This window comes from Myxococcus sp. AB025B, assembly GCF_006518215.1.
Classification (GTDB): domain Bacteria; phylum Myxococcota; class Myxococcia; order Myxococcales; family Myxococcaceae; genus Myxococcus; species Myxococcus fulvus.
The window spans coordinates 18393-43790 of sequence record NZ_SRLW01000044.1 but is presented as its reverse complement, the minus strand read 5'-3'; the positions used below and the strand labels follow the sequence as shown (position 1 = coordinate 43790).

Here is a 25398-nt window from a genome sequence, read left to right as displayed (position 1 = left end):
CTCATGGTGCGAGGGGCGCGGGGGCGCCGGGGGGCCGCAAGTGGCCACATTGCCTCGGCGAGAGGCTGTCCGTAGCATACGCAGCGCGGAGGTCTCCCGGCGAGCATGCGGCCGCAGCAACCATCTCCTGAACGCCGTGTCGACCGTGACGGTGTCACCCACGTGGCCGCCTCGCGCCCCTCCTCGGGAGGTGGCGTGGCGAAGTGGCTGGTGGGCGGCGCGCTCGTCTTCACCGTGCTGACCATCGCGGTGAGCCTGTGGTGGAGCTCCTCGGCGGTGGAGGTCGAGGACCCGCCTCCCTTCGTCGAGACCCCCGCCCCCGTCGCCGAGCCCGCACCCGTGGTGGCGCGCGCCCCGGTGCCTCGCGCCGCGCCGCGAGCCGTTCCCCAGGCGCCTGTCGCCATGGCCGCGCCCCTCGAAGAAGCGCCGCCGCCCGCGCCGGAGCCCGACATGCCCTCGGAACAGCCCACGGGGCTGCAGCTGTACAAGCGTGGCACCAAGCCCCTCAAGCGCGGGCTCGTCGTGCCGGAGGACTTCGAGCTGCCGCCCGGCTACGTGCGCCACTACCAGTCCACGGACGAGGGTGAGCGCGTCGAGGCCATCCTCATGTTCCATCCGGACCACAAGCCGGTGGACGCGAATGGCCAGCCCATCCCCATTCCGGAGAACCGCGTGGTGCCCGAGGAGCTGGCGCCCCCGGGCATGCCCGTGCGCATGCTGGAGCTGCCGAAGTCCGACGAGTCCAAGGACGCGCCTTGAAGCTCGGTCGTCTGGAGCCCTCGCCCGGAAGACACCTGGCCGACGCGCTGGTCGCCGTCGCGCTCACCACCGTGGCGCTGTGGGCGTTCTCGTCGCTCGTCTCGCCGTGGACCTCGCTGGGCTGGGTGGCCCTGACGTTCTGGCTCGCGGCCGTGGACCGCGCGCGCTCGTCGAAGGAGGCCCTGGCGCTCGGCGCGGGGCTCAGCGTCACGTTCAGCGCCACGGTGTTCCAGTGGTTCCCCGCCGCGCTCCAGGGCTACTCGGGCGCGCCCCTGTGGCTGTGCTGGGGCGCCATGCTGCTGCTGGCGCCCGTGTTCCAGCCCCAGCTCGTGCTCACCGCGCTCGCGCGTCACCTGGCCCGCCGTGCCGTGGGCGAGCGCGCCGCGTGGCTGCCCGCCGTGACGAGCATGCTCGTGTACGTGGGCGTCGAGTGGCTCGCGCCCAAGCTGTTCTCGGACACGCTGGGACAGGGCTTCGTCTCCTCGGAGCGGCTGCGACAGTTCGGCGACGTGGCGGGCGCGGCGGGGCTCACGCTCGCGCTCCTGGCGGTCAACGAGTGGCTGCTCGGCGCGGTGCGGGTCTTCCGCGCCCGTGGCGTGGCGCGCGCGCTGCGTCCCCTGGGCGCGGCCGCGGTGCTGCTCGCGGGGCTCACGGGCTATGGGGCCCTGCGACTGGCCCAGGTGCGCGCGGCGACGGACGCGACGCCGGCGCTCGTGGTGGGCGCGGTGCAGGCGAACATCACGAGCTACGAGAAGCTCAAGGTAGAGATGGGCATGTACGAGGTGGTGCGGATGGTTCTCGACACGCACTACGCGCTGTCGGACGCGCTCCTGCGCGAGGCGCCGCTCGATGTGCTCGTGTGGCCGGAGACGGTGTACCCGACGCCCTTCGGTGTGCCCAAGAGCGAGGCGGGCGCGGAACTGGACGCGGAGATTGCCGGCTACGTCGCCGCGCGGAGCGTGCCGCTCGTGTTCGGCTCGTACGACGTGGAGGACGGCCGCGAGTTCAACGCCGCCATGTTCCTCGCGCCCGCGGCGCGTGAAGGCGGTGCGCCCGAGCGCGCGGTGTATCGCAAGTCGAAGCTCTTTCCGTTGACGGAGTGGGTGCCCGCGTCCATCGACTCGCCGAGCCTGCGCGAGTGGCTGCCGTGGACGGGGCGCTGGACGCCGGGCCCGGGGCCTCGGACGCTGCCCCTGCGTCGGCGGGACGGGCGCGTGCTGAAGGTCGCGCCGCTCATCTGCTACGACACCGTCTTCCCCGCCTACGTCGCCGAGCAGGTGCGCCAGGGCGCGGACCTCCTGCTCACGCTGAGCAATGATTCATGGTTCACCGGCACGCCCGGCCCCCGGATGCACCTGACGCACGCCATCTTCCGCAGCATCGAGACGCGCAGGCCGCAGGTGCGTGTGACGAACTCCGGTGTGTCCGCGCTCATCGATGCGACGGGGGAGGTCCTCTCCGAAATCGGCGACGCGCAGCGGGGCACCCAGGTGATGCGGGTGCCCGCGTCGCCCGGGCTGTCCACGCTGGCGCTCGCCTGGGGGCACTGGCTGGGGCCCATCGCGCTGGTGTGCGCGGTGGCGCTGCTCGGAGGCGCGGTGCTGGGGGCTCGCGGCGCTCGGCGCTGACGGCGGACTCTGCTCGCTTGAGGACACTCGGAGCTGGGGTCCGCGCCGCTGCGTGACACATCCGGGTGACAGCCCGGCGCCCGCCGTTGTCGGCCCGGGGCGTCGTCACTACACGCTCCGCGCGGCGCAACCTCGTCCTCGGAGTCCCCTCGCGATGATTGTCGGTCGGAGTCTGTCCTGGCGCATCATCCTGCGTTACACGGGCCTCCCCGTCACCGTGCACGTCCTCTTCGCGCTCGCCATCATCGTGGGCTACCGCGTGTACGACGCGTCCTGGATGGCGGTGCCCGCGCTGCCCGTCACGGTGCTCGCGGCGGCGCTCGGTGTGCTGCTCGCCTTCCGCAACAACTCCGCCTACGACCGCTGGTGGGAGGCGCGCACGCTGTGGGGCGGCGTGGTGAACTGGTCCCGCTCCTTCGCCCGACAGGTGCTCACGCTGCTGCCTCGGCCCGGAGCCACGCAGGAGCCGCTCTCCGAGGTGGAGCTCGCCGCGGTGCCCTCGCGCCTGCTGCGCACCGCCGTGGACCGCCCCGGCACCGTGAGGGGCCCGCGCGCGAGCGACGGCGCCGTGCGCGACAGGTTCGGTCAGGCGCGCATGCCCACCGACGCCAAGGTCTCGCTGGAGCACATCGCCAACCTGGAGTCTCCACCCGAGGAGCAGCGGGGCATCATCACCAAGATGGTGGAGAGCATCACCGAGGACGCGCGTGAGCTCGTCTACGCGCAGATGGGCTTCGTGCATGCGCTGCGCTGCCACCTGCGCCGCCAGGACCCGCTGCCCGAAATCGTCCGCTTCTTCCGGCCCGCCGTCCTCGAGGCCCTGCGCGAGGAGCACAACATCCCCTCCGCCATCCTCCTGTGGATGGCCACCCGCCTGCGCCGCATCTACGGCCAGGTGTCGGACCCGCAGAAGGTCGTCTTCCTCCACGTGACGATGGACCGCACGCTGTCCGAGATGACGAACCTGCTGGGCGCCTGCGAGCGCATCAAGAACACGCCGCTGCCCCGGCAGTACGACATCCTCCTGTTCGTGATGACGCGCGCCTATCTGGTCCTGCTTCCGCTCGGCGTCGTCGAGGAGCTGGGCTGGCTCACGCCCATCGTCACCGCCATCATCGCGTTCCTCTTCATCGGCCTGGACGCGGTGGGCCGCGACATCGAGACGCCCTTCGAGGACGACGTCAGCGACACGCCGATGACGGCGCTGAGCCGGACCATCGAAATCAACCTGCGGCAGATGCTGGGCGAGACGGAGCTGCCCCAGCCCGTGCAGCCGCAGAAGGGCCTCTTGTACTGAAACGAGCTGCCCGAATGGGGCCTGTGAGGGCGCAGCGTCGCACCCCGGGCCCTCTCGTTGCGGCGGACCCACGCGCGGCGTATACCCGGAGCACCGTGTCCGGACTGTCCCGCATCCTCACGCTCGTGTTGCTCGTCGGCTGGCAGGTCCTGGCCAGCGGCGTCGCGGGCCTGGGGCACTACTGCGAGAAGCAGGTCCTGACCCGCGCCACGAAGTGCCGCTGCCACGAGCACGAGAAGGAAGGCGGCCACAAGGCCTCCTCCTCGCCCGACGGGCCGGCGCTGAGCTGGAACTGCTGCGAGGAGCCGCACTGGGACTTGCCCGCGCCCACCGAGGCGGGTGGCTCCAGTGGCGCGCCCTTCGTCGTGGCGCCCCCCGTGCTGCTCCCGGTCGCCTGGGTGTCTCCTCGTCCGCCGGAGTGGGTGCCGCAGCGCTCGCTCTCCTGGTGGCAGTTGCCTCCCGCCCAGGGACCGCCTGTCTTCCTCCGCGTCCGCACGCTCCTCATCTGAGCGCTCCGGCGCGCGGTGACGTCGTGTCCTCCCTCGGGAGTCACGCGATGGCCGCCTCGTGCCCGGGTTGCGCGCGTCCGTGGTGTCCACGGAAGGCGTGCCGCCCTCGGAGTGTCCCTGAGGAGCCGGGTGCGCGAGTCGTTCGCTCTCTCCGGCATGGCAGTCAGTCGGTCTGAAGAATCCAGAAGAGCGAAGCCATGGACATGATTTGGGAGCTGATGATTGGAACGGTGCTGCTGACGCTTCTCATCGTGGTGATGACACCGGCGATGTGGAGCTCGCGGCTCAGCCTGCGTGAGAAGCAGAAGAAGCCCGAGGGCCAGGGCCCCAAGGACTGAGGCCCGTGAGGAGACACGGCCACCTCCGAGCGTGGCCGTGTCCTCCGTGCGCGTCAGAGCCTGCCGGCCTTGAGCTCGCTGACCAGGTGCGCGCTGGCTCGCACGGCCAGGGCCATCATCGTCAGCGTGGGGTTCTGCGGTCCCTGCGAGGGGAACGCCGAGCCGTCCATCACGAAGAGGTTGGGCACGTCCCAGCTCTGGTTCCACGCGTTGAGGACCGAGGTGCTCGGGTCGGTCCCCATGCGCGCGGTGCCCACCTCGTGGATGGCCATGCCCGGCGTGGAGAGGGTGTCGTTCACCTTCTCCACCGTGAAGCCCGCCTCCTTCATCATCTCCTGGCAGGCGGCCACGGCGTCCGCGCACATGCGCAGCTCGTTGTCCGAGTGACGGCACTCGATGTGCGCCGCGGGAATCCCCCAGCGGTCCTTCACGGTGGGGCTCAGCGTCACGCGGTTGTGCTCGCGCGGCACCATCTCCCCGAAGGGCACGAAGTGGCACGAGTCCCCGAAGGTGAACACCTGCACGCCATAGCCGCGTGAGAAGCCGTCCGCGGGGGAGGTGACGTTGCGGAACTGGGGGATGTACGCCCAGCTCTGCTCGGCGCGCTGCTCGGAGGCTGGCAGGTTCATCTTCGCCTCGATGCCGAGCAGGTACGTGTGGTCCATCAGGTTGCGGCCCAGCTGTCCCGAGGAGTTGGCGAGGCCCTCCGGGAACGCGGCGCTCTTCGAGTGCAGCAGCAGGCGCGTCGTCTCGATGGTCCCCGCGGCGAGCACCACCACGCGGCCGTGGGCCTCGTGCGTCCTGCCCGTGTCGGAGTCGATGTACCGCACGCCGGTGACCTTGTTCGTCTTCGGGTCGTGCAGCACCTGGTCCACCACCGCGTGCGTGCGCAGGGTGAGCCGGCCCGTCTTGAGCGCGGCGGGGATGGTGACGGGGGCGCCCGCGGTGCGGCGCACGACGACGCGGCGCTCGGGCCAGCGGTGCTCCACGCGCTCCTTCAGGCGCTGCTCGGCCGGGTTCATCGCGATGGACGCGGCGAAGATGGAGTCGGGCAGGGTGTCCAGCCCGTCCGTGTTGCCGTGGAGGCCCATCCACCGCTCCACCGTCTCGTAGTGCGGCGCCAGGTCCGCCAGCGTCAGCGGCCAGTCCGGGCCCTGGCCGTCGCGCCCGCCGGCTTTGAAGTTGAAGTCCGACAGCCGGTAGAACTGCCGGCCGTGCGCCTTCACCGAGGTGCGTCCGCCCACCTGCCGCGCGCGAATCCACGTGAAGGGCGCGTCCTTCGGCGTGGTGTACGGGTTGTCGACGTCATCCACGAAGGCGTGCGGATGGAAGGGCCACGCGAAGGTGGTGGACTGCACCGACTGGCGCTGCTTGCGCGCGCTGTCCGTCTCCGCCTGGTAGCGGAAGAGCTTCTGGCGGACCCGGTGCATCACCCACAGCAGCTTGTCCGCCTGGTTGCTGCGCCCCGCCTCCAGCACCAGGACGTTCAGCCCCGCCTCGGTGAGCTGCTTGGCCGCCCAGCCACCACACGCGCCGGAGCCCACCACCACCGCATCGAAAGTCTTCTTGGACGTGCTCACAGCGACCCGGCGAGTGCAAAGGGGATGCGCGGTGTGACTCACCGCGAGTTGATTCGGCGCAGTGTAAGCTGCCGCGCGCGAGCTTGACCATTGGACGCCCGCCTGTGTCGCGAGTGACTCGCGTGGGGCTCGGGCGAGCAGCCGGGGGATGCCCGGGGAAGGTGTTGCATGAAGTGGCGGCGAGTCGTGGCGGCGGTGGTGGTGGTGGGGGTGCTCGCGACCCTGGCGCTCTTCGCGCGTGCGCTGCGGCACTCGGAGGCGTACTTCCACTATCCCCGGGTGGCGCCGGAGCGCCCCGCCGACTTCGCGGACGCGCAGGACGTGCGCCTGTTCACCTCGGACGGGCTGGAATTGCGCGGGTGGTACGTGCCCTCCAGGAACCGCGCCGCGGTGGTGATGACACACGGCCTTTCCCAGACACGCGCGGACGTGCTGCCGGAGGCGCGCATCCTGCGGGACGCGGGCTACGGTGTGCTCCTGTTCGACCTGCGCGCGCACGGCGCAAGTCAGGGCGAGACGTCCACGTGGGGCGATTTGGAGCGAAGGGACGTGCGGGCCGCGCTGGAGTTCGTGCGGGCCCGGCCCGACGTGGACCCGGCGAAGGTGGGCGCGCTGGGGTTCTCGATTGGCTCCGCCGCGGTGGCGGAGGTGGCCGCACAGGACAAGGACGTGCGCGCGGTGGTGCTGCTGTCCCCGTTCAACACGCTGTGGCTCGCGGCCGCGTATGACTTCCGGCGCTTCGGTGTCATCACCCAGACGGGCGCGCTGGTGCCGTTCTGGCGGCGCGGCATCCAGTTGGAAGAGGTGCGCACCATCGACGCGGTGGACCACATCCGGCCCAGGCCCCTGTTCATCGTGATGGGGACGGAGGAGTCCGGTCAGCCACTCGCGGATGAGCTGTTCGCCCACGTGCGCGAGTACGCGCGCACGTGGCGCATCCAGGGCGCGGGGCATGGCGGCTTCGCCACCGTGGAGCCGACGGAATATCCCCGCCGGCTGCGCGCCTTCTTCGACGCGGCGCTGCTCGCAGGCGGGGAGGGGAGCGCGGCGAATCCCGCGCCTTGAGCCGACGGGCCCGGAGGTGAATCACCTACCGCCGAGCCCGCGACCCCAGCACTTCAGGGCGCCTTGGGCGCCGCTTCCTTCTCGCGGGCCTCGAGCTGCTCCAGGCTCTTCAGGAAGGCGCGGCCCTTGGCCTCGTCCGTCATGTAGACGAAGGCGGCCATGCCCTTGAGCTGCTCGAGGGACTCACCCTCGCGGCCGGGCTTGCCCTTCTGTCGGTTGTGGATGGCCGCGCGCAGCCGGCGCACGACATCGCGCGGCACGCGGGCGGAGGCCACGCCGTCGCGGACCCTGTTCACCACCAGGCCCGTCACCTGCTGACGCGTGCCCTTGCGGCTCACCCGCGTCTTCTCCGGGTGCACGCGGAAGCCCTCGGACTCCACCACGTCCTTCACGCGCGCGAGCAGCACGGCCACCGGCGCACCCTGCGCGCGGCGAGCCTTGGGCTGCTTCGTCTTCGTCCACGAGAACGTCAGGTCGTCCGCGTAGCGCGTGTAGACGAAGCCCAGCTTCTTCGACAGCGCGGACAGGCGCTTGTCCAGCTTCAGGCACAGGGCGTTGGTGATGCCCGGAGACGAGGGCGCACCCTGCGGCAGCGAGCGCGGACCCTTGGCCACATGGAGCGTCTTGCCGCGGAACTGCACCGCCTCGCGCGGGGCCTCCGTGGACATCAGCGCCAGCAGCGTGGACGTGTTCTCCGGCAGGCCACCCTTGCGCAGCAGGCCCTTCACCCGGCGCCACGTGACGGAGGGGAAGAAGTCCTTCAGGTCCACCTTCACCACGACATCCGCGCTGTGGTGCGCGAGCGCGTTGGTGAGGATGGAGCGCCCCGCGACGAAGCCGTGCGCCGCGCCGTGCACGGGCAGCCGCTCCACCACGTTGGACAGCACCCAGCGCTGCGCTTGCTTCAGCTCCGGCTTGGGGGACGTAATCGTCCGCGTCCCGCCGTCGCGCTTGGGGATGCCCCAGCTGATGTAGTGCGAGCCGGTGTCCACCTCGCGGTGGAACGCGAACCAGCGCAGCTTGGAGACGCTCAGCCCCAGCGCCTTGGCCAGCGCCTCCGCGGAGCCCAGCTCGGGAAGCCCGTTCGCGCGAGCGCGCTCCTCACGGTGCGCGATGTCGAACTTGTCGGAGCCGCCTTCCTCCACCCAGTGGACCCCGGCACCCAGGTGCCCCACGTGGGTGGCCTTCCAGGCCTCGTGGGCCTGGCGCCCCAGCGCGCGACGCTCGGCCGCCTCGGCCTTCTTCTTCTCCTTCCAGGCCGTCTTCTCCTTCTCGGAGGCGCTGGAGAAGTCGAGCTCGCCCACGGCGAGGCCGCGAGAGACCAGCTGGGCCTGCGCCCATTCCTCGGCGCCGCCAGCCTCGACGATGGCCTTCCAGCGGGTGAGCAGTGCCTCGTGCGCGGCCCGGCGGGCCTCGCGTTGGGCGAGCGTGTTGGCGGACGGGGCCTGGGGCGCTGGCGTCGCGACGGCTTGCGGCGCGGCAGCGGGGACGAACGACTCCAGCCTGGCGGTCATGTCAGCACCTTCGAGGGGGCGCGGCGGCTTCGGACGAAGCGGCTGTCATTCGCGAGCAGTCGAGGGAGGCCAGGAAAGCACCACCATCTCACCTGGGGCACGGTAGCCTCACCGGCTCTCCCCTCCCATGCACTACGGCCGGGGTGGGCAAACGGCGGTCGCGTCGTTGGCTCCGCTGCCCACCCCGGCCGTAGTGCATGGGAGGGAGAGAGCCAAGAACAGGCTACCTTGCGGAGAGTGTCCTGCATTCAAACCGGAGCGGCGCAACGCCGCTCCCGCGCTCGAGGCGCTCAGGCTGATGCACTCCAGACCTCTCTCGGCTGCTCGCGCGTGAAGCGCGCTTCATCGTGTCTTCCGTCGCACCTTCCCTGTCGGCCGCCTTTGAAGGCGACCGAGCCGTGGTTGAGGGTTTACACCAATGACGAGGCCGCGTCGATGTAGCCGTCGGCCGAAAGCTTCTCCAGGCGCGTGAAATACGCGGTGCGCGCCTCCACGTCCGTGTCGAACCAGAGCCGCTGGTGACGCGCTTCGCCGGTGCGAAGGCCCCACTCCACGGCGACCACCTGGCCATCCAGGGAAACGCGGTACACCATCTCCTGTCCGCTCTCCGCGTCGCGGCGCACGTACGAGCGCGTCTCGGCGCGGATGTGCTTGCGGCCCTCGGGCGTCTGCCGGAGCGCCTCTTCCTCGGCGCGGCGGCGCGCGTAGACCAGGCGCAGCGCGAGCTGATGCTCGCACGGACCCTCGCGCATGCCGGAGCGGCGGAAGTGCGGACACCCGCAGGACGCGTCCTTCACGCGGCCTTCCAAATCCAGCGTGAAGCTGGGGAAGAAGCTGCGCACGGCCTCGCGGTCCACCACCTCGCCGTGGATGCGCGTGCCCTCGCCCACCAGGTCGTGCACCTTGGTGAGCTTGACCTCGCCGGCGCCCGGGCCGCCGTCGCCGAGCAGGCGGTGGGCGCGAGCCTCGCGCTCGCTGCCGAAGCGGATGACGGACTCGTCCACGGGCGTGGCCATCAGCTCGCGCGGGCGGTACTTGCCCTGGGCCACGTCGAAGAGGACGCGGCCGCGCAGGCACTCGAGCTGCAGCGCCGCGCGCACCTGCTCCTTCGTCGCGCCACCGGCGGCGGCGACCAGGGGCTCGAAGGTCTGCGGACCGTCGGCGCGCAGCTTCCCGCGCAGCTTCTCGGCCAGCCCGTCCGGCACCGAGCGGGGCATGAGCACGTCGAAGGCCGCGGCGGAGGACCAGCCGCTCTCCGTCCAGCCCGTGAGGCCCATGGTCAGCGTGGCCTGGCCCATGTCGATGACCCAGAACACCGGCAGGCCCGGACCCATGAGCTGCAGGCGCACCGACTTCGCATGCGGCAACAGGCGCGCGAGCGCGACCAGCCGCTGGCGGCCGAACGTGCGCACCACCGCGGGCGCGGTGCCGGTGTACTTGCCGCCGTGGCACTCGAGCACCAGCTCCCACGGCTCCAGCACCAGTCGGGGCGGAGCGCCGGGGACCAGCTCGAAGCGCAGCGCGCGCGGGGCCTTCTTCGCCTTGCGGGTGCGCAGCGCGAAGAGGAGGTTGTACAGGTCGATGGGCGCCAGCTCGCACGTATTGGCGGGCAGCGTCGCGGCGGACTGCACCTGGAGGAAGCCGCGCAGCCACGCGTGCGGCACCTGCACGTTGCGCGGCTCACGGGCCTGCTTGGCGGGCAGCGCGACGTGGGCCTCCAGCGACACGGGCAGGTAGGTGCGCAGCCGGTCCATGCGCGAGAGCAGGTCCGACGGGACGTCCAGGAAGGTGGAGCCGTGCGCGGCCTCGCGGCCCTCGAAGAGGCTGTTGTCCAGGGACAGGCGCGCATAGGCGCTCTCGTCGCGGGAGAACACCTCCAGCGAGACGCTGTCCGGGTCCACGGTGAGCACCGGGTCCAGCACCGCGTCCTGCTTCTGCTCACCGTCGAGCGCGTTGTCGAGGAAGGCCTTCTGGGCCTCCCAGATCTGCGCGCTCGCCCGCTTCCCCTTCTTCATGAGGTAGGCGAGGTACGCGGTGCGGTCCTTGCCCCGGTAGCGCAGGTCGCTGGCGAGGATGCCGAACGTGGCGGTGAGCGCGTCGCGGAACAGGGACGCGTCCTTGAGGCGGCCTCGCACGCCGACGGTGCCGCGCGAGCCCTCCAGGGCCAGGAGCACGCGCGAGGCGTCCGCGTGGGACTCCACGTCGCTCGCGGTGGCGTAGCGAAGCTCGACGGGGTGACGGGTGGCGGTCGTCACGACGGGTTCCCTTCCTTCCGGTGGTTCTTCGCGCGCTCGGCGGCGCGACGTGCACGTTTGTGGGCGCGCCAGGCGGCCTTGCGCAGCTCCACGGACTGAGACTTGTCGAAGGCGGCCGTGTGCAGCAGCTTCGCCGCCTCGTCACCGCCCAGCCGGCCCAGTCCGGCCCAGGCTTCCTGCTTCACCTCGGGCTTCGCGCTCTGGGCCAGCGCGGCCAGCGGCGCGAGATTCCCCTGACCCAGCAGCGAGGGCTCCGCGAGGCGACGGCCCTCGGATGTGGCCAGGGCCTCGGCGGGCACCTTCGCGCCCGTGGGCCCCAGGGCCACCGGGTCGAACGGCTTCACCTCCAGCGCCCAGGCCGCGGCCTTCTCGGGGACAAGCCGCGCCAGTGCATCCGCGACCGCCGAGCGCACCTGGGCGTCCGGGTCCGTCAGCACGCCCTTGAGCACGTCCGCGGAGGCGGCGCGCTCCTTGTCGTTGGACAGCACGGGCGCCGAGGTGTCCTGGCCCTGGAGCTTCAGCGTGGCGCCGGCCGTGCCCAGGCGGGACAGCACGCGGGCCGCCTCCTGACGCACGCTCGCGGGAGCGCCCTGCTCACCGGCCTTGAGGATGTCGCGTGCGGAGTCGGCGAGCCCCGCCGTGCCCAGCCGCGAGCCGGCCCACAGGAGGCGCTCCCACGCGGAGGCGAGCACGTTCTTCTTCGGGCCGGGAGGCGTGGCCGCCCAGTCCTTCGCGGTGCGCCGCTCGGAGGTGACCAGCGCGCGGGACAGCGCCGCCAGGTCCACCTGTCCGGAGGCGCGCGCCTCGCCGGTCCACGTGCCAATCAGCAGGGCCGCCTCCTGGCGGGCCTCCGCCTTGTCGTGCTCCAGCAGCGTCACCGTCTCGGGCACCGGCAGCGCGCCGCGCCGCGCGAGCCCCCGACGCAGGCTCAGCCGCAGCTCCTCATTCGTCAGCGTGGCGAGCCGGGGCACCAGCAGCGCCGGGTCACCCTCGCGGGACAGGTACGTGACGGCCGGCTCGGAGATGTCCTGGTAGCGGCTGGCCACGGCGAGGAACTCGACGCGGGTGCGCTCCTTGGGGAACAGCTCGTCCAGCGCCTTGCGCGCCTCCTTGCGGAGCAGCTCCGTGGAGTCGTCCAGGATGGTGGCGAGTGTGGTCTCCGCCTCCACGTCCTTGAGCTTGCCCAGCTCCTGCGCGGCGGTGATTCGCACGAGCAGGTGGGTGTCCGTGTCGAGCAGCAGCGCCTCGACCTTCACCCGGGCGCGCTCGCCGCCGATGGCGCGCAGGCCCTTCACGCCCGCCTGCTGGAGCGATACGTCGGCGCCCTCCACCGCGGCGGCCTCCACCTTCTCCTCGACGCGGCGGCGCTCCTCGCCGTCCGGCAGCCGGCCCGCGAGACGACCCAGGCCCTCCACCGCCGCCCACATCATGCTCGGCTCGGTGGGCGCCTCGGGCGTGCCGCCGGCGGCCACCGTCTCCAGCTCGCTCAGGGCCCGCGCGTCACCCAGCGTGCCCAGGGCGAGCAGGGCGCGCTCGCGCTGACCGTCCTCACCGGCGCGCGAGTACAGCAGCAGGGGGCGCAGCGCGCTCACGCCGCGCAGGTGCGCGACACCCTCGGCGGCGGGCAGCATCAGCTCGCGAGCCCCACCGCGCAGCACGTCCTCGAGCGGGCCCACGGGGGCGGCGTGCTCGATGACGCGCTTGGAGTACAGCGACACGGCCTCGGCGCGCACCGTGACGTCCCGGTCGTTGAAGAGGCTCACCAGGACTTCGGACTGGCCGGCCTCGGCGCCGTGCTCCAGCTGGCGCAGGGCCGCCTGCCGCACCGCCACGTCCAGGCTCTTCACCGCCTGCCGCAGGAATCGCAGCGCCAGCGTCGCGTCGCGCTTCTTCACGTCCGCGCCCGCCACCTGCATCGCGGCGGGGACACACGCGACGCGCACCGCGCTGGTGTCGTCCTCCAGCACGCGGCGAGCGAGCACGTCCAGCGCCTCGGGGCGGCGCGTCTGTCCCAGCGCGTCCACCAGCCGCAGCCGCTCGTGCGAGTCAGCGGACACATTCAGCCGCGCGGCCAGGGCGCTCACGGCGGAGGGCGTGGCCAGTCGGGCGAGCGCCTCCACCGCGCGTTTTGCGACGGCGGGCGTCTCCGAGCGCAGGAACGAGGCGAGCACCTCCACCGCGCGCTCGTCGCCGCGCCACGCGAGCAGCTCGGACGCGCGCAGGCGCAGGTCTTCGTGCTCGCTGGACATGGCCCGTCCCAGCGCCTCGGTGACGCGCGAGTCGTTGGCGCCGGCCAGCCGCTCAATCACTCCCACGCGCAGGTCCGCGTGCTCGCTGCCCAGCGCGGCCAAGAGCGGCTCCAGGCTGCCGGGAGGGCTGAGCTTCTCGAGCAGCTCGAACGCGTAGCGGCGCACGTCCGACAGCGGCGAGTTGAGCGCGGCGGTGATGCGCGGCTTCGCGGCGTCCCCCCGCTCGGCCAGCTCGTCCAGCGCGATGCGCGCCACGTCCGGCGACAGCGAGGCCAGGGCCAGCGAGAGCGGCTCGTCGCTGCCCGCGGGGAACAGCTCCTTGAGGCCGGTGAGCGCGGCCTTGCGCACCAGTTGGTGCGGGTCCTCCAGGGCGCGCAGCAGCGCGGCCACGGCGGCGGGAGTGCCCGCGTAGCCCTCCTGGGTGAGCTTCACCACGCGGTCCACGGCGTCGCGACGGACGCGGTGACCCTCGTCGTCACCCGCGGACACCTGGCGCAGCAGGCCCACGTACGCGCCGAAGGCCAGCCGGCGCAGGTGCTGACGCTCGGCGTTCGTGGCCGCCTCGGGCGAGGCGTGCTCCGGCGCACCTCCAGGTTTCGTGGCGGAGAACAGCCGACGCAGCCAGCTCTTCGCGGGCGTGGCCTGCACGGGCGACACGGTGGGCGCCGTCTCCGGCTTCCACGGGGCGTCCAGCGAGCTCGGCCGGGCGACCTTCAAGGCCTCGCGGAAGTAGTCGAGCGGCTTGTTGCGAAGCAGCAGCACCTGGGCCGCCGCGTAGCGCTGCTCGGGCTGACCGCTGGAGAGGGCCTCGGCGAGCCCGACCATGCGCCTGGCGCGGTCCTCCTCGGAGGGCCAGTCCTTCATGTCGCCGACCTTGTCGGGCTTCGGCGGCAGCAGTCCCTCGACCAGGTTCGCGCGGTACGCGTCCGTCTCCGTGCGCAGCTCCAGCGCGCGGGCCGCGGCGTAGCGCACTTCGGGCCGTCCGCTGGACAGCGCGCTGGCGAGCAGGTCGGGCGGCTCACCGCGACGGGTGGCGCGCAAGTCGCGCGCGAGGACGATGGCGAACACCATCTCCTGCACCTCGCGCGCGCGGTCCTCCAAGCCGTGCAGCAGGCCGCCGTCGCCCTCGGAGCCCAGGGCCGCGAAGGAGAGGATGGCACCCAGCCGGATGGGCAGGTGGTCATGGCGCAGGTTGCCGGTGAGCACCGGCAGCGCACGCGCATCGCCCAGGCGCGACAGTCCGTCCGCGCCCCACGAGCGCACCGCCACGTTGGCGTGGCTGAGCGCGTCCAGCAGGTAGCCCTCGTCGCCCCGACGGCAGGCGGTGGCGAGGCCGCGCGCGCCCTGCTCCTGCAAATCCCCCAGCTCGCTCGTCAGCAGCGTGGTGGCGAACCAGGACAGGAGCCGGCGCGAGCCCAGCGTCGCGAGCGCGCGGGCGCCCCGGATGCGCAGCGGGATGAGGAACGCGGGCGGGTACTGCCGCTCCAGCTCCTTGTCCATCAGGTTGCGCATCGGCTCGATGATGTCCTCGGCGCCACGGGGCGCGAGCAGCTCGGACGCGCGCACGCGCACCGGGAGCGAGGCGGAGGACAGGCCCGCGAGCAGCGGCCCGTTCTCGCTCGGAATCAGCTTGTCGAGCGCCTCCAGCGCGGCGACGGCGACGTCCAGCTCCTCGTCCTGCACGCGCTTGAGCAGCGGCGAGCGCAGGGGCTCGGCGGGCGCGTGCACGGAGCCCTTCGCGGCCAGCACGCGCAGGGCGGGGTGCGTCGACGCGAGCGCGGCCAGGTGCGGCTCGGGCTTCTCCTTGCCCACCAGCTTCACCCACGCCTCGTACGCGGCGGTGGCGACGCCCACGTCGCGGTCCTCCACGGACTTCTTCAGCCGCTCCTGCGCCCAGCCCTCGGCGCCGCGCTGCGCGAGCACCTCCACCGCGCGGCCACGCAGGTCCGGGAAGCGGCCCGCGAGCGCGCGGTCCAGCGCCTTCTCCGGCACCTTCTCGTTCCACGCCCACAGCGTGCGGAACGCCTCGCCGCGCACCTTGGCGGACTCGTCCTCCAGCGCGTCACCGAGCAGCGGCTCGGCACCCTGCGCCGTGGCGCCCAGCTTCACCAGCCGGTCCAGGCCGCGCACGCGCACGTCCTCGTGACCGGAGCGCAGGGCCGCCTCGGCGGAGGCCAGCGGCGCCTCCGCGTCCAGCGCCACCACGGCGTCGAGCGAGGCCGCGCGCACGTCCGCGTTCTCGTCGTCCAGCATCCACACCAGCCGCTCACGAGCGCGAGCGTCCTGGAGCGCCTGGAGGGCGGCGGCGGCCTGACGGCGGATGGCGGGGTCCGGCTCACGGGAGAGCTGCAACAGCGCGCCCAGCGCCCGGGCATCTCCCAACTGCGCGAGGCCCCGAGCACCCCGGACGGCGGTGTCCGGCGTGCGGCAGGCCATGGCGGCGAGCAGCGGCTCCAGGTCGCTCTCCGTCAGCGAGGCCCCCACGGCGCCCTGCGCGGGCATCGCGTCGCGAGCGGCCTGCACGTCCGCGTCCGTCAGCGCGGCCGTCTGTCCCTGCCGCGAGCGCTGCGCGAGCCGGCGCGCCACGTCCTTGGTGGAGCGCGCGAAGTCCTCGTCGCGGCCCTCCAGCGCGTGCGCCAGGGCGCGGCGCTCCAGCACGCGGATGGTGAAGGCCACGCGGCGCACGTCCGCATCGGCGTCATCCAGCGCGCGGGCGACCAGCGGCTGCAGCTGGGCGTGACCCAACAGGCCCGCCCCGGCGATGCGCACCAGCACCTCCACACGCAGGCGCGGCTGGCCCCGCTCGAAGGCGGCGCGCAGGGGCTCGGTGTCGGCGGGCGCGGAGACCTCGGACAGCGCGTCCAGCGCGGCCAGGCCCACGGTGGCGTCCGACTCACCGAGCTTGCTGGCGATGAGCGCGGGGACCAGCGGGGACGCGCGGCCCAGCTTCGCCAGCCGCTTGAGGCCCGCCACGCGCATGTCCACGAAGCGCGACTCCAGCGCGGCGCGGGGCGCGGCCAGCGGCGACTCCGTCTCCAGCACGTCGAGGGCCTTGAGGGCCTCCTCGCGCACCTGGGGATGGTCGTCGTCCAGGCGCTCGCGCAGCTTCGGACGGGCGGCGACGCGGCCCTTCTCGCCCAGCTCGCGGGCGGCGAGCCGGCGCACCTCCGCCTCCTTGTCCGTGGAGAGCACCTGGAGCACGAAGTCGAGCGCCTCCGTCTCCTCCAGCGCCACGGCCTCGCGCACGGCGGCCTCGCGCTTGGGGCGCCCCGCCTTCAGCGACTCCGTCAGCAGGTCGAGCCCGTGCCGGGACACGGCCTGCCCGTTGGCCGGCTTGCCGTCCGTCTCGATGCCGAAGCGGAAGACGCGCCGGTCCTCGCCCGCCGTGAAGATGGCGCCCAGCGACGTGCGCGCCTCGCGCGGATTCGCGGGCGCCACGAACACCAGCGCGTTGACCGGCTTGCTGCCGCAGTCCAGCGTGCGCGGCTTGCGGCGCTCGTCCAGCCGCCACACCTTCACCTTGCCGTCGCTGCCCGCGGACCAGACGCGGTCGCCGGGCTCCTCGTCGTCCTGCGCGGCGGGCGTGGGCGGGAACACCAGCGCGAGCACCGCTCCGGCGTGACCGGAGTCCTTGTCGCCGCGCACCTCGAACTCCACCGCGCCCACCAGGTACCAGAAGCGCACCTTGCCGTCGTCGCCACCGGAGGCGAGCCGACCGTCGCGCGGGGTGAAGGCCAGCGCGCGCACCGCGCCCTCGTGGCCCGCCATGTCCCGGCGCTCACCGGTGGCCTTCGTGAACGAGCGCACCACGCCGTCATCACCACCACACGCGACGAACGTCCCCGACGGGTCCACCGCCACCGCGCGCAGGGGCTGCGGCGACGCCTTCCACTCGTGCACCTTGCGCGCGCCGTCCCACTCCCACCCGCGCACCACGCCGTCCGCGCCCGCGCTGAACAGCACCTTGCCGTCGGGGCTGGAGGCCAGCGCGGTGACGCCGCCCGGGTGCGCGTCGGTGAGGCGCGTCTGCACCTGCCCGTCGGAGACGGTGCCCAGGCACAGGGTGCCGTCGGACAGGGCCGCGGCGAAGCGCTCGCCCGACAGGGCCAGGGCGCTCACGGCGGAGGGAAGCTCACTGCTCCACAGCACCTTGTTGGAGGCCAGCTCGTACGCGGTGAAGCGGCTGGGCGCGGACGCGCGGGCGCCGCCGAGCAGCAGCACGCGGGGGTTCGCCGCGAGCGCGCGGAGCTTTTCGATGTTGCCGATGGCGAGAACGGACATGAAGTTCTTTCCGGGGCGCCCACCGGGCACCCGTGACGCTGGGAATGCCGACGCTCAGAAGCCCCCGAGCTGCGCGCTCGGATGCGCGGTGCGCAGCTGGACCAGGGACGCCAGGCAGCTCTGCCACTCACCCTTCGCCATGGAGCCGGTGAACTCCCCGAGCACTGGCGCGATGACCCGGGCGAAGCTCTCGTCCTCCAGGCCCAGGTCCCGCACCAGCTCGATGACCCGGCGCTTGGCGACGCTGGCCGACAGGCGCTTCTGCACCTCGCCCTCGCGCGCCTCCTTGGCGCGGCCCGGGGGCAGGCCGAAGAGCATCTTGCGCAGGAACTCGCGCAGGGCCGGCACGTCCGCGAACGGCGCGCCGCCCCCCGTGGCGGGAGCCTCCTTCGCGCCCGCGGGCTTCCACCCCTCCGGCAGGTGCGTGGGGCGGTGCTTCTCCCAGAGCAGGCGGACCGCGAACAGGCCCACCTCGCGGTCCGCGCTCTGCATCAGCCACGTCAGCCGCTCGGCGCCGCCCAGCCTGGCGTAGTGCCGGCGGATGAGCTCCACCGCCACCTCGCGCGTGCTGCGCTTGGTGCTCTCCGTGAGGGAGAAGACCTTCACCGGGTCCAGCTCCTCGGGGTGCAGCACGTAGCGGGCGTCCGCGCCCTCCTCACCCGCGCGCAGGAGCGCGTCGTAGGCCAGGTTGCGGATCTCCTTCGCCTCGGCGTCCGCCAGCTCGTACACCCGCGTGTGCCAGCCCCACGCGCGCAGCTCCGCGCGGGTGACCGCGAGCGCGAAGCGGCGCACGTCGTCGCGCGCGTCGAACAGCGCGGGCCACAGCTTCTCCGGCGTGTACGCCTTGCGAGGCGCCTTCGGCTTGATTTCGTACGACTTCGACTCCGGCTGCTCCGGCCCGATGAGGGGGTGGTGGCAGCGCAGGTACGTCTGGGCGAACGCGCGCACAGGCACCGGCTGCTTGGCCCCCAGCGCCAGCTCGAACAGGCGCTCCAGGCCCGCCGCCGCGTCCCCCGTGTCGCTGAAGTCCGCGGGCACCACGTACTCGAGCAGGTAGCGGTGCGCGAAGTCGTGCAGCGTCGGGTCCGCGCGCCGCGCCAGCGCCAGCAGCCAGGGCACCGTGAGCTGCCGCGCGGTGAACAGCTTGCGGTTGCCCAGGAGCGCCAGCGCCACGTGCCGGTGCTTCGCGCTGAAGACCAGGCCCTTCACCTTCTCCACGTCCAGCCCCGGCAGGCTGTCCGCGCGCTGCAGCCACGTGGCCACCTGCGAGCCGATGCGCGGGTGCGCCGCCTTGTCCAGGAGCCACTCCGGACCGATGGCCGCCGGCGCGTACGACGACAGCGCCTTCACCACCAGCCCCTCCACCGGGTACGGCTTCTTCGTCAGCCGCGGGTCCTCCAACAGCTCCTTCCAGAACGCCACCGGCATCTCCCCGGCCGCGTACTTGGACTGCACGTACCCCTTGGCCCAGTTGAGCTGCTCGGACGTGCCCAGGTACATGTCCCGCAGGAAGCCCGACGTCAGCTCCGCCCGGTCGAACGACTGCTCCAGCGACTTCGCCGCGAACGCCGCCGTGGCCTTGTAGGGCAACAGCCGCCCCAGCAGCTCCATCCCCAGCTCGCGCGGGTTTCGCTTCTCCAACGTGGCGGCCGCGAAGGCCTTCACGTCGTTCTCGCCCTTGGCCACCAGCTCCACCAGCCGCTCGGCGGACAAATCCTGCGCGTGCGCCCGGGCGTACTCGATGGCGTACGTGCGCGCCTTGCCACTGGGTGACATCAGCAGCGCGATGACCGCGTCGTGCAGGCCCAGCTCGCGCAGCTTGCTCTGGTGGAACTCAGGGGAGCCCTGCAGCGTCTCCACCAGGAAGTCGTGGGCGCTGGCCAGGGGGCGGCGCGCCAGCCGGTCCAACCACGCGGGCGTCACCTTGCGCAGGCTCTCCGGGAAGTCCTTGCGCAGGCCCTGGATGGCGAAGCGCGCGGCGGGGTCCGACATGCACGTGTCGAGCAGCCGCATCAGCGCGTCCGGCGAGCGCTTCCACGCCTCCGTGAACGCGCGCTGCTTCACCATGTCGCCCGGCGGCTGGATGCCGAAGGAGCCGCCCGTGTAGTTGCCCGTGCCGTGCGCCCAGATGTGGTTCGCCACCCAGACCGAGTACCAGGACGTGCCCTCCTCGTAGTGGCGCAGCACCTCCACGGCGAACTGCGGATACAGCTCCGGGACGGCGGCGCCCAGGTGCCGCAGGTAGCGCCACGCGCGGCGGCGCAGGTACTGGAGCGTCCCGCCGGAGACCTCGTGCTTGTAGGACTGCCGGCGCTCCACGTCGAAGCGCCACGCGAGCACGCCGAACAGCTCCGCGTCGTGGTCGGCCTCGGCCAGCTTGTAGATGCGCTTGAGCCCGCCCCACAGGCCGAACTTCAGGTCCGCGGTGGCCGCCAGCTTGAGCAGCACCGCCCGCGACGCGTGGGTGTTCTTGCGGTACAGCGACACCAGCAGGTCCGCCAGCGCCAGCCGCGCGGGCTGGGGCACGTCCTTCTGGGCCAGGAAGCGCTGCCACGCGTCCGCGGAGGCCTCACGCCGTGAGTCGCTGTCGTAGCGGGCCTGCGCCTGGGCGAGCGAGCGCAGCAGCTTCTCGAAGGTGAAGGCGTCCTTCGGCGGGGCCTTGCCTTCCTCCGGCTCCGGCTCCTCCTGCTCCAGGAGGGCAAGCACGGCATCGGCCAGGTCCGGTGACTCCGCCTGGGCCAACCGCTCGAGGTCTGCTGCGTTCAGCGCGTCGCTCGTCGACATGGGCCAGGGGACTTAGCACATGCCGCCACTGCTGGCAGTGTGCGCACGCCCGCGTCCAGGTCTTCTCGCTTTCGGATGTTCCGCGACTCGCAGGAAGCCCTCAATCCACGATGTCCACGCCGGTGCCGAACAGCGAGCGATTCTTGCGGTTGTCGAAGTAGGTCAGGTCCACCAGCAGCGCGGCGGCCAGCACCAGTTGACGCAGCCGGCCGTCGGTGCACGAGGGCTGGAACTCCAGGCTGAAGTTGTCCGCGTCGCTGAAGGTCTCCTGCAGCAGGCCGCTCCACTTCTTGCGGATGACGGCCACCTGCTCGCCGCGCTGGAGGATGCGGAACGTCCACGGCTTCCAGAAGGGCCCCTCCACCGTGGCCAGCACCGCGCCGGTGGGCGACACGATGTCGAAGCCCCGGCCGAACAAGCGGAAGCGCTGGACGATGTCCCCCATGGGCCGGCCATCCCACGCCGTCACCTCCGCGCGGGCGAAGAAGAGGTGCCAGGGCAGCTCCACCGCCATCGCCAGCGTGCCGCCCACCGTCATGCACTCCAGTCGGGCGCGGTAGAAGGGCCAGAAGTTCCGCGCCAGCCGCGACATCCAGCCCTCGCCCGTCTCGCCCACGTACACGGTGCCACGGCCGTCCTCGCCACAGACCTCGTACTTGTTCTTCCCCTCCCAGCCGATGAGGATCTCCAGCGCCTCGCGGAACTGGCGCATGCGCAGCGTGGCCGACGTCAGCACGGCCTCCAGCGACAGCCGCAGCTCCAGGCTCATGTAGCGCGGGTCTCCCGGAGCCCCCTTGCCCGCGAGCGCCTGCGCGGGCTCCTCGGGAGCGATGGACGGCGCGTCCCGGGGCTCGGAGCGTGCCTTGCGCGTGCCCCAGTCCAGCTCCAGCTCCGAGTCGGTGCCCCACCCTGGCTTGTCACCCATGGAAGCAGGGCTTAAGCGGCATCCCGCGCGGACGCAAACGCCTCACTCGGACTCCGAATCCTCCGCCACCTCGATGGGCTCCAGGGGGTGCCAGGTGGGCTGGACGTCGAGCGTGACGGCGCCGCTCGCGGGCAGGTCCACCTCGCCCCGATGCACCTGCTCCCGGCGCGTGTCGAAGTTCAGGCTGCTGAAGAAGAACGTGTAGTGCCCGGCGGGCAGCTCCTCGAACGTGGTGTCGGTGTGGGGCCAGGACTGGACCGCCAGCCTCCGGCCCAGCTGCTCCAGCTCCAGCAGGGACTTGGGCAACGGCACGTCGCCGGGGAACAGGTAGGTGTTCAGGATGGCCACGCGCTCGTTCATCATCATCGTCCCCCGCGCGGGGAGGTTGAGCTTCAGCGTCGTCGCGCCCGCCATCTCCTGGAAGTGGAGCACCTTGCGCTCGCTCGGGCCCAGGCGCACGCGCTGGGGGAGGAAGCGCACGGAGTCGCCCTGGAAGCTCATGTCCTCCCCGGGCGCGACGGCGTACTCGCCGGGCGGCAGGCCCGAGACGCGGAACGTCCCGTTGCCCCGCTCCACGTCCAGGGCGTCCTCGGGGGAGAGCAGGTTCACCACCTGGACGTGGGTGTCCACGGGGCGGCCCTCGCGGTCCTTCACGGTGCCCTCCAGGCGCGCGCCGGAGGACATGCGCAGCTCCAGCGGCGCGCTGCTGTCGCCCACCTGCTCGCTGAGCGGCAGGTAGTCCGGATGGGTGAGCGTCAACACGAGCGGCCCGGGCTCGAGGGGTGGGAGCTCGAAGGTGCCATCCGCGCGGGTGATGGCCGACGCGAGCGAGGGCGGTCCCTCGTCCAGGTCCTCCGAATCCTCGTCCCGGCGCGCCCCGGCGCCAGGCGACTTCACGTCCACCTCCACGCCCACCACCGGCGCGGAGGTCCGCGCGTCCAGCACGCGGCCGCGCAGCCGACGTCCGGCCTTGAGCACCACGTCGCCCAGGTCCAGGTCCTGGCCCCGGGGGACCTCCACCTGGCGCACCACGCGCGTGAGCCCCGGGGCATCGAGGGTCAGCCAGGTGGTGCCCGGCTGCTCCAGGGACACCTGGAAGGCGCCGTTGGCGTCACGGTAGGGCACGTCGTCGATGTTGAAGCGGGTGACGGGCGTGCCGTCCTCTCGCACCAGGCGCCCGCGGACTCCGCCCACGTAGCGCACCACCAGCCTCAGGTCCGTCACGCCCGCCTGCGCCTGCACGCCCGAGATGCGCCGGGGGTCGTCGACGTCTGTCGCCTCGTCCGCGCCGCGCAGCGTGTAGCCCGCCATCGTCAGGTCCACGCGGTAGCGCCCCGGCGACAGGTGCCCGAGCGTGAAGCGCCCGTGCTCGTTGGACTGGGCCTGCGCGGGAGGGGGCAGGGGCGCGTGGTGTGCGAACCGTCGCCGGCCCGAGTCGGGCTCGGTCAGCGGATAGGCGAAGACGCTCGCGCCGGGCTGGGGCGTGCCGGCCTCGTTCACGACGAGCCCGGAGATGGACAGGCCTCCGTCCATCCGCACCGTCACCGTCTTCGTCTCGGTGGCCGTCAGCGTCACGTCGACGGTGGCCTCCCTCACGCCGCTGTGCTCGAGCGAGGCGCGCAGGACGAACCGGCCCGCGGGCGCGCCCTCCAGTCGGAAGGCGCCCTGCGCGTCGCTGCGCACCCAGAGGGGCACGGGCTCCTCCTGGCCCGCGGGCGTCAGCGTGACGGCCACGTTCGGAATCGGGGTGTCCTTCAGGTCCACCACGGTGCCCACCACGCGCGCGCCCGGCTGCATCACCACGCGGACGTCCTGAGCGGGCGCCTCCACTTCCAGGGTGGTCGCGAGGAACCCCGGCACATCGGGCGTGAGCCGGTGGAGGCCGGGCGAGGGGAGGTTGAGCACGAATCGCCCCGCGTCATCCGTCAGCGCGTCGATGACCGGCCCATCCGCGAAGAGCGCGTCCGGGTCTCCATGCTCCAGGTCATGGGGCTTGCCGTCGCGTCGGCCCTTGGGCTGACGCAGCCACTTCATGGCGGAGAGGGTGATGTCCGGCAGCGGTGTGCCCGCCGCGTCGACCACGATGCCCTCGATGACGAAGGCCCGCTCCATCGTGAGCTCCACGGGGGGCGTGCGATGCGTGACCTCCACCTCGGTGGTCTCGGTGGGAAGGAAGCCCTTGGCCGACACCGTGAAGTGGTGGGTGCCCAGCGTCGCCTCTTCCAGCTCGAAGCGCCCGTCGGCTCCCGTGACGGCCTCCGTGTCGGTGTAGACGGTGCCGCGTGAGTTGGCGAGCACCGTGGCGCCCTCGATGGGCTGACCCGAGGTGTCGCGCACCACGCCCGTCACCCGCACGAGGGTGCCCAGGCGCACCGTCACCTCCGCCTCGGTCTGCTCCTCGTCGAGGGTCGTCTCCGCCTGTCCCTGGTGCTGGCCGTGACGGGCCTTCAGCACGTAGTCGCCCGGAGGCAGCCCCTCCAGGACGAAGCGCCCGCGCGCGTCCGTCTCGGCGGTGACGCGGGTGTCGACGACCTCCACGTGGACGTGGGCGACGGGCTGCTCGTCGAGGAGCACCTGGCCCACGATGTTGCGGGGCCGGTGGAGCACGATGTCCTCCGCCTCCAGCTCGTCGGGCGAAATCGCCCGCATGCACGGGCCGACCCGCTGGTCGTCGTCCACCTGGAGTCCGTAGGTGCTTGCGGGCAGAGGGCCCAGCGTGAAGCGGCCGTCGCTGTTGCTGGTCGTCTGGAAGAAGCGCGAGTGCGCGGTGTGGAAGAGCGTCAGCTTCGAGCCCGCCACGGGACGCAGGGCCTCGTCCACGACGCGGCCAGCGAAGACGACGCTCGGCTCGAGCACCAGCTCCACGTCCTCGGCGCCCGTCTTCACCTCCGTCGCGAGCGCGGCGCCCTTCGCGCCCACGGCCCACAGCGCGACGGTGCCCTCGGGGAGGTTGTGCACCTCGAAGGCGCCGTCCGCGTCCGTGGTGACGCGCACCACCACGGGCGTGTCGCCGCGGCCCGCCTGGATGAGGTCGCGCAGGGTGGCGAGCATGTCCGGGGCCTCGCACTCCGTCGCGGAGAGCGGGAGGTCGACGTCCTCGCCGCAGGGTCGCAGCGAGAGCGACTCGCCGGGGAGGGCGCGCGAGACGGAGAGCTCCACGCCCGACGCGGGGCTCTGGTCGGCGGCGAGCACGCGGCCCCGGAGGCTCAGCGTCCCGCGCACCTGGGCCAGCGGCGCGCTGAAGGAGGGGGTGCTGGAGGCCGGCGAGGTGGCGGGCTCGGGGGGCGACTCCTGGAGGAGGACGAAGGCCGCGCCCAGGGCGAGCACCGCGAGCGTGAGCGCCAGCACCAAGGGCCTTCGCATGGTTCCCTCCCCGTCGGAGGCCCACGGTAGCAGGGCTTCCGGCAGGAAGTCGCCAGGGGCTCAGGCGCGGGTGGGGAGCGCTTCCAGGCGGGCCTTCTCGGCGACGATGAGGTCGCGGACGTGGTCACGCAGCGCGGCGACGTCCTGGAAGCCCGAGGGGTCCACCGGAGGCATCACCTGCACGTGGCAGTGCGCGGAGGTCTCCAGCACCAGGCCGTGCTTGGGCAGGGTGCGCGCGGTGCCGGTGAGGACGATGGGGATGATGGGGCACTGCGTCTTGAGGGCGAGCGCGAAGGCGCCGTCCTTGAAGGGCTTGAGCTGGCCGTCCTCGGAGCGCGTGCCCTCGGGGAACATGAGGATGGGGACGCCGCGCGCGAGCCACGCCTCGGACTGGGCCAGCATCTTCAGGATGCTCGCCTTGTCGCCACGCACCAGCGGCACGTAGCGGTTGAGGTGCATGTTCCAGCCGATGAGGGGCAGCTTGAAGTTGGCGGCCTTGGAGACCCACTTGAAGGGGCGGTACAGGCCGAAGAGCACCAGGATGTCGCCGAGCGACTCGTGGTTGGACACGAGCACCGCGGCGCCCTTCCACGGCAGGTGCTCGCGGCCGTCCACCTTCAGGTGCCACAGCGGATTCACGTAGAAGTAGAGCTGCGCCCAGAAACACGAATACAGGTGCAGCACGAGCCCGTTCCGGTCGAAGGGCGTGGTGAGCGCCCACACCACGACGGCCCCGAGGAAGAGCAGCAGGCTGGAGATTCCGAGGAACGTCCAGAAGACGATGGAGAACAGGAGTCGAATGGCGCGCAGTGTGCCACAGGCTCGCGAGGGGGGAAGCAGGGAGTTGGACG

General features: G+C 72.4%; 14 protein-coding genes. 6 read left to right on the top strand and 8 right to left on the bottom strand.

The features are described from left to right. Positions 1–195 precede the first annotated feature (195 nt). The 5 genes from FL311_RS10030 to FL311_RS10010 all read left to right on the top strand — a co-directional run bounded on the left by FL311_RS10030 (position 196) and on the right by FL311_RS10010 (position 4531). The gene (locus FL311_RS10030) at positions 196–759 is read left to right on the top strand and encodes a hypothetical protein (RefSeq protein ID WP_228556786.1); all 564 of its coding nucleotides are present in this window, start codon (positions 196–198) and stop codon (positions 757–759) included. Then, on the top strand, positions 756–2387 hold the full coding sequence (lnt, locus tag FL311_RS10025; protein ID WP_141324714.1) for an apolipoprotein N-acyltransferase: 1632 nt from the start codon (positions 756–758) through the stop codon (positions 2385–2387). Before FL311_RS10030 ends, lnt begins: the two co-directional genes overlap by 4 nt. A 154-nt stretch (positions 2388–2541) precedes the next feature. After that, positions 2542–3684 (top strand): bestrophin family protein, encoded by a 1143-nt coding sequence (locus tag FL311_RS10020; protein WP_141324713.1) that lies wholly within the window; start codon positions 2542–2544, stop codon positions 3682–3684. A 95-nt stretch (positions 3685–3779) separates the two neighbouring features. Beyond that, complete coding sequence (locus FL311_RS10015; protein ID WP_141324712.1) at positions 3780–4193, top strand: hypothetical protein; 414 nt, start codon at positions 3780–3782, stop codon at positions 4191–4193. Between the two features lie 197 nt (positions 4194–4390). After that, on the top strand, positions 4391–4531 hold the full coding sequence (locus FL311_RS10010; protein ID WP_153882672.1) for a hypothetical protein: 141 nt from the start codon (positions 4391–4393) through the stop codon (positions 4529–4531). Between the two features lie 53 nt (positions 4532–4584). Here the strand turns inward: FL311_RS10010 and FL311_RS10005 are convergent, their stop codons facing one another. Then, positions 4585–6111: a GMC family oxidoreductase gene (locus FL311_RS10005; protein WP_141324711.1), complete on the bottom strand. Its 1527-nt coding sequence runs from the start codon at positions 6109–6111 to the stop codon at positions 4585–4587. Positions 6112–6279: 168 nt separating this feature from the next. On the opposite strand from FL311_RS10005, the gene FL311_RS10000 reads away from it, so the two are divergent. Beyond that, complete coding sequence (locus FL311_RS10000) at positions 6280–7176, top strand: alpha/beta hydrolase (RefSeq protein ID WP_141324710.1); 897 nt, start codon at positions 6280–6282, stop codon at positions 7174–7176. 53 nt (positions 7177–7229) lie between these two features. Here the strand turns inward: FL311_RS10000 and FL311_RS09995 are convergent, their stop codons facing one another. From FL311_RS09995 to FL311_RS09965, 7 genes are all read right to left on the bottom strand, one after another. Next, positions 7230–8690 (bottom strand): reverse transcriptase family protein, encoded by a 1461-nt coding sequence (locus tag FL311_RS09995; RefSeq protein ID WP_141324709.1) that lies wholly within the window; start codon positions 8688–8690, stop codon positions 7230–7232. 410 nt (positions 8691–9100) lie between these two features. After that, on the bottom strand, positions 9101–10945 hold the full coding sequence (locus tag FL311_RS09990; RefSeq protein WP_141324708.1) for a GNAT family N-acetyltransferase: 1845 nt from the start codon (positions 10943–10945) through the stop codon (positions 9101–9103). Next, on the bottom strand, positions 10942–17475 hold the full coding sequence (locus FL311_RS09985) for a HEAT repeat domain-containing protein (RefSeq protein ID WP_141324707.1): 6534 nt from the start codon (positions 17473–17475) through the stop codon (positions 10942–10944). The genes FL311_RS09990 and FL311_RS09985 overlap by 4 nt, the downstream gene beginning before the upstream one ends. A gap of 54 nt (positions 17476–17529) precedes the next feature. Next, positions 17530–20259, bottom strand: coding sequence for a hypothetical protein (locus tag FL311_RS09980; protein ID WP_141324706.1), 2730 nt, complete (start codon positions 20257–20259; stop codon positions 17530–17532). 100 nt (positions 20260–20359) lie between these two features. Continuing rightward, positions 20360–21184, bottom strand: coding sequence for a phospholipid scramblase-related protein (locus FL311_RS09975; protein WP_141324705.1), 825 nt, complete (start codon positions 21182–21184; stop codon positions 20360–20362). Between the two features lie 42 nt (positions 21185–21226). After that, the gene (locus FL311_RS09970) at positions 21227–24547 is read right to left on the bottom strand and encodes a carboxypeptidase regulatory-like domain-containing protein (protein WP_141324704.1); all 3321 of its coding nucleotides are present in this window, start codon (positions 24545–24547) and stop codon (positions 21227–21229) included. A 60-nt stretch (positions 24548–24607) separates the two neighbouring features. Continuing rightward, entirely contained in the window at positions 24608–25294 is a 687-nt protein-coding gene (locus tag FL311_RS09965) for a 1-acyl-sn-glycerol-3-phosphate acyltransferase (RefSeq protein ID WP_228556787.1), read from the bottom strand. Positions 25295–25398 lie beyond the last annotated feature (104 nt).

Bases quoted from the DNA above. Each gene is read 5' to 3' on its own strand.
- FL311_RS10020 (WP_141324713.1), top strand. From the start codon at position 2,542: ATGATTGTCGGTCGGAGTCTGTCCTGGCGCATCATCCTGCGTTACACG.
- FL311_RS10010 (WP_153882672.1), top strand. From the start codon at position 4,391: ATGGACATGATTTGGGAGCTGATGATTGGAACGGTGCTGCTGACGCTT.
- FL311_RS10000 (WP_141324710.1), top strand. From the start codon at position 6,280: ATGAAGTGGCGGCGAGTCGTGGCGGCGGTGGTGGTGGTGGGGGTGCTC.
- FL311_RS09995 (WP_141324709.1), bottom strand. From the start codon at position 8,690: ATGACCGCCAGGCTGGAGTCGTTCGTCCCCGCTGCCGCGCCGCAAGCC.
- FL311_RS09985 (WP_141324707.1), bottom strand. From the start codon at position 17,475: ATGTCCGTTCTCGCCATCGGCAACATCGAAAAGCTCCGCGCGCTCGCG.
- FL311_RS09980 (WP_141324706.1), bottom strand. From the start codon at position 20,259: ATGTCGACGAGCGACGCGCTGAACGCAGCAGACCTCGAGCGGTTGGCC.
- FL311_RS09975 (WP_141324705.1), bottom strand. From the start codon at position 21,184: ATGGGTGACAAGCCAGGGTGGGGCACCGACTCGGAGCTGGAGCTGGAC.
- FL311_RS09970 (WP_141324704.1), bottom strand. From the start codon at position 24,547: ATGCGAAGGCCCTTGGTGCTGGCGCTCACGCTCGCGGTGCTCGCCCTG.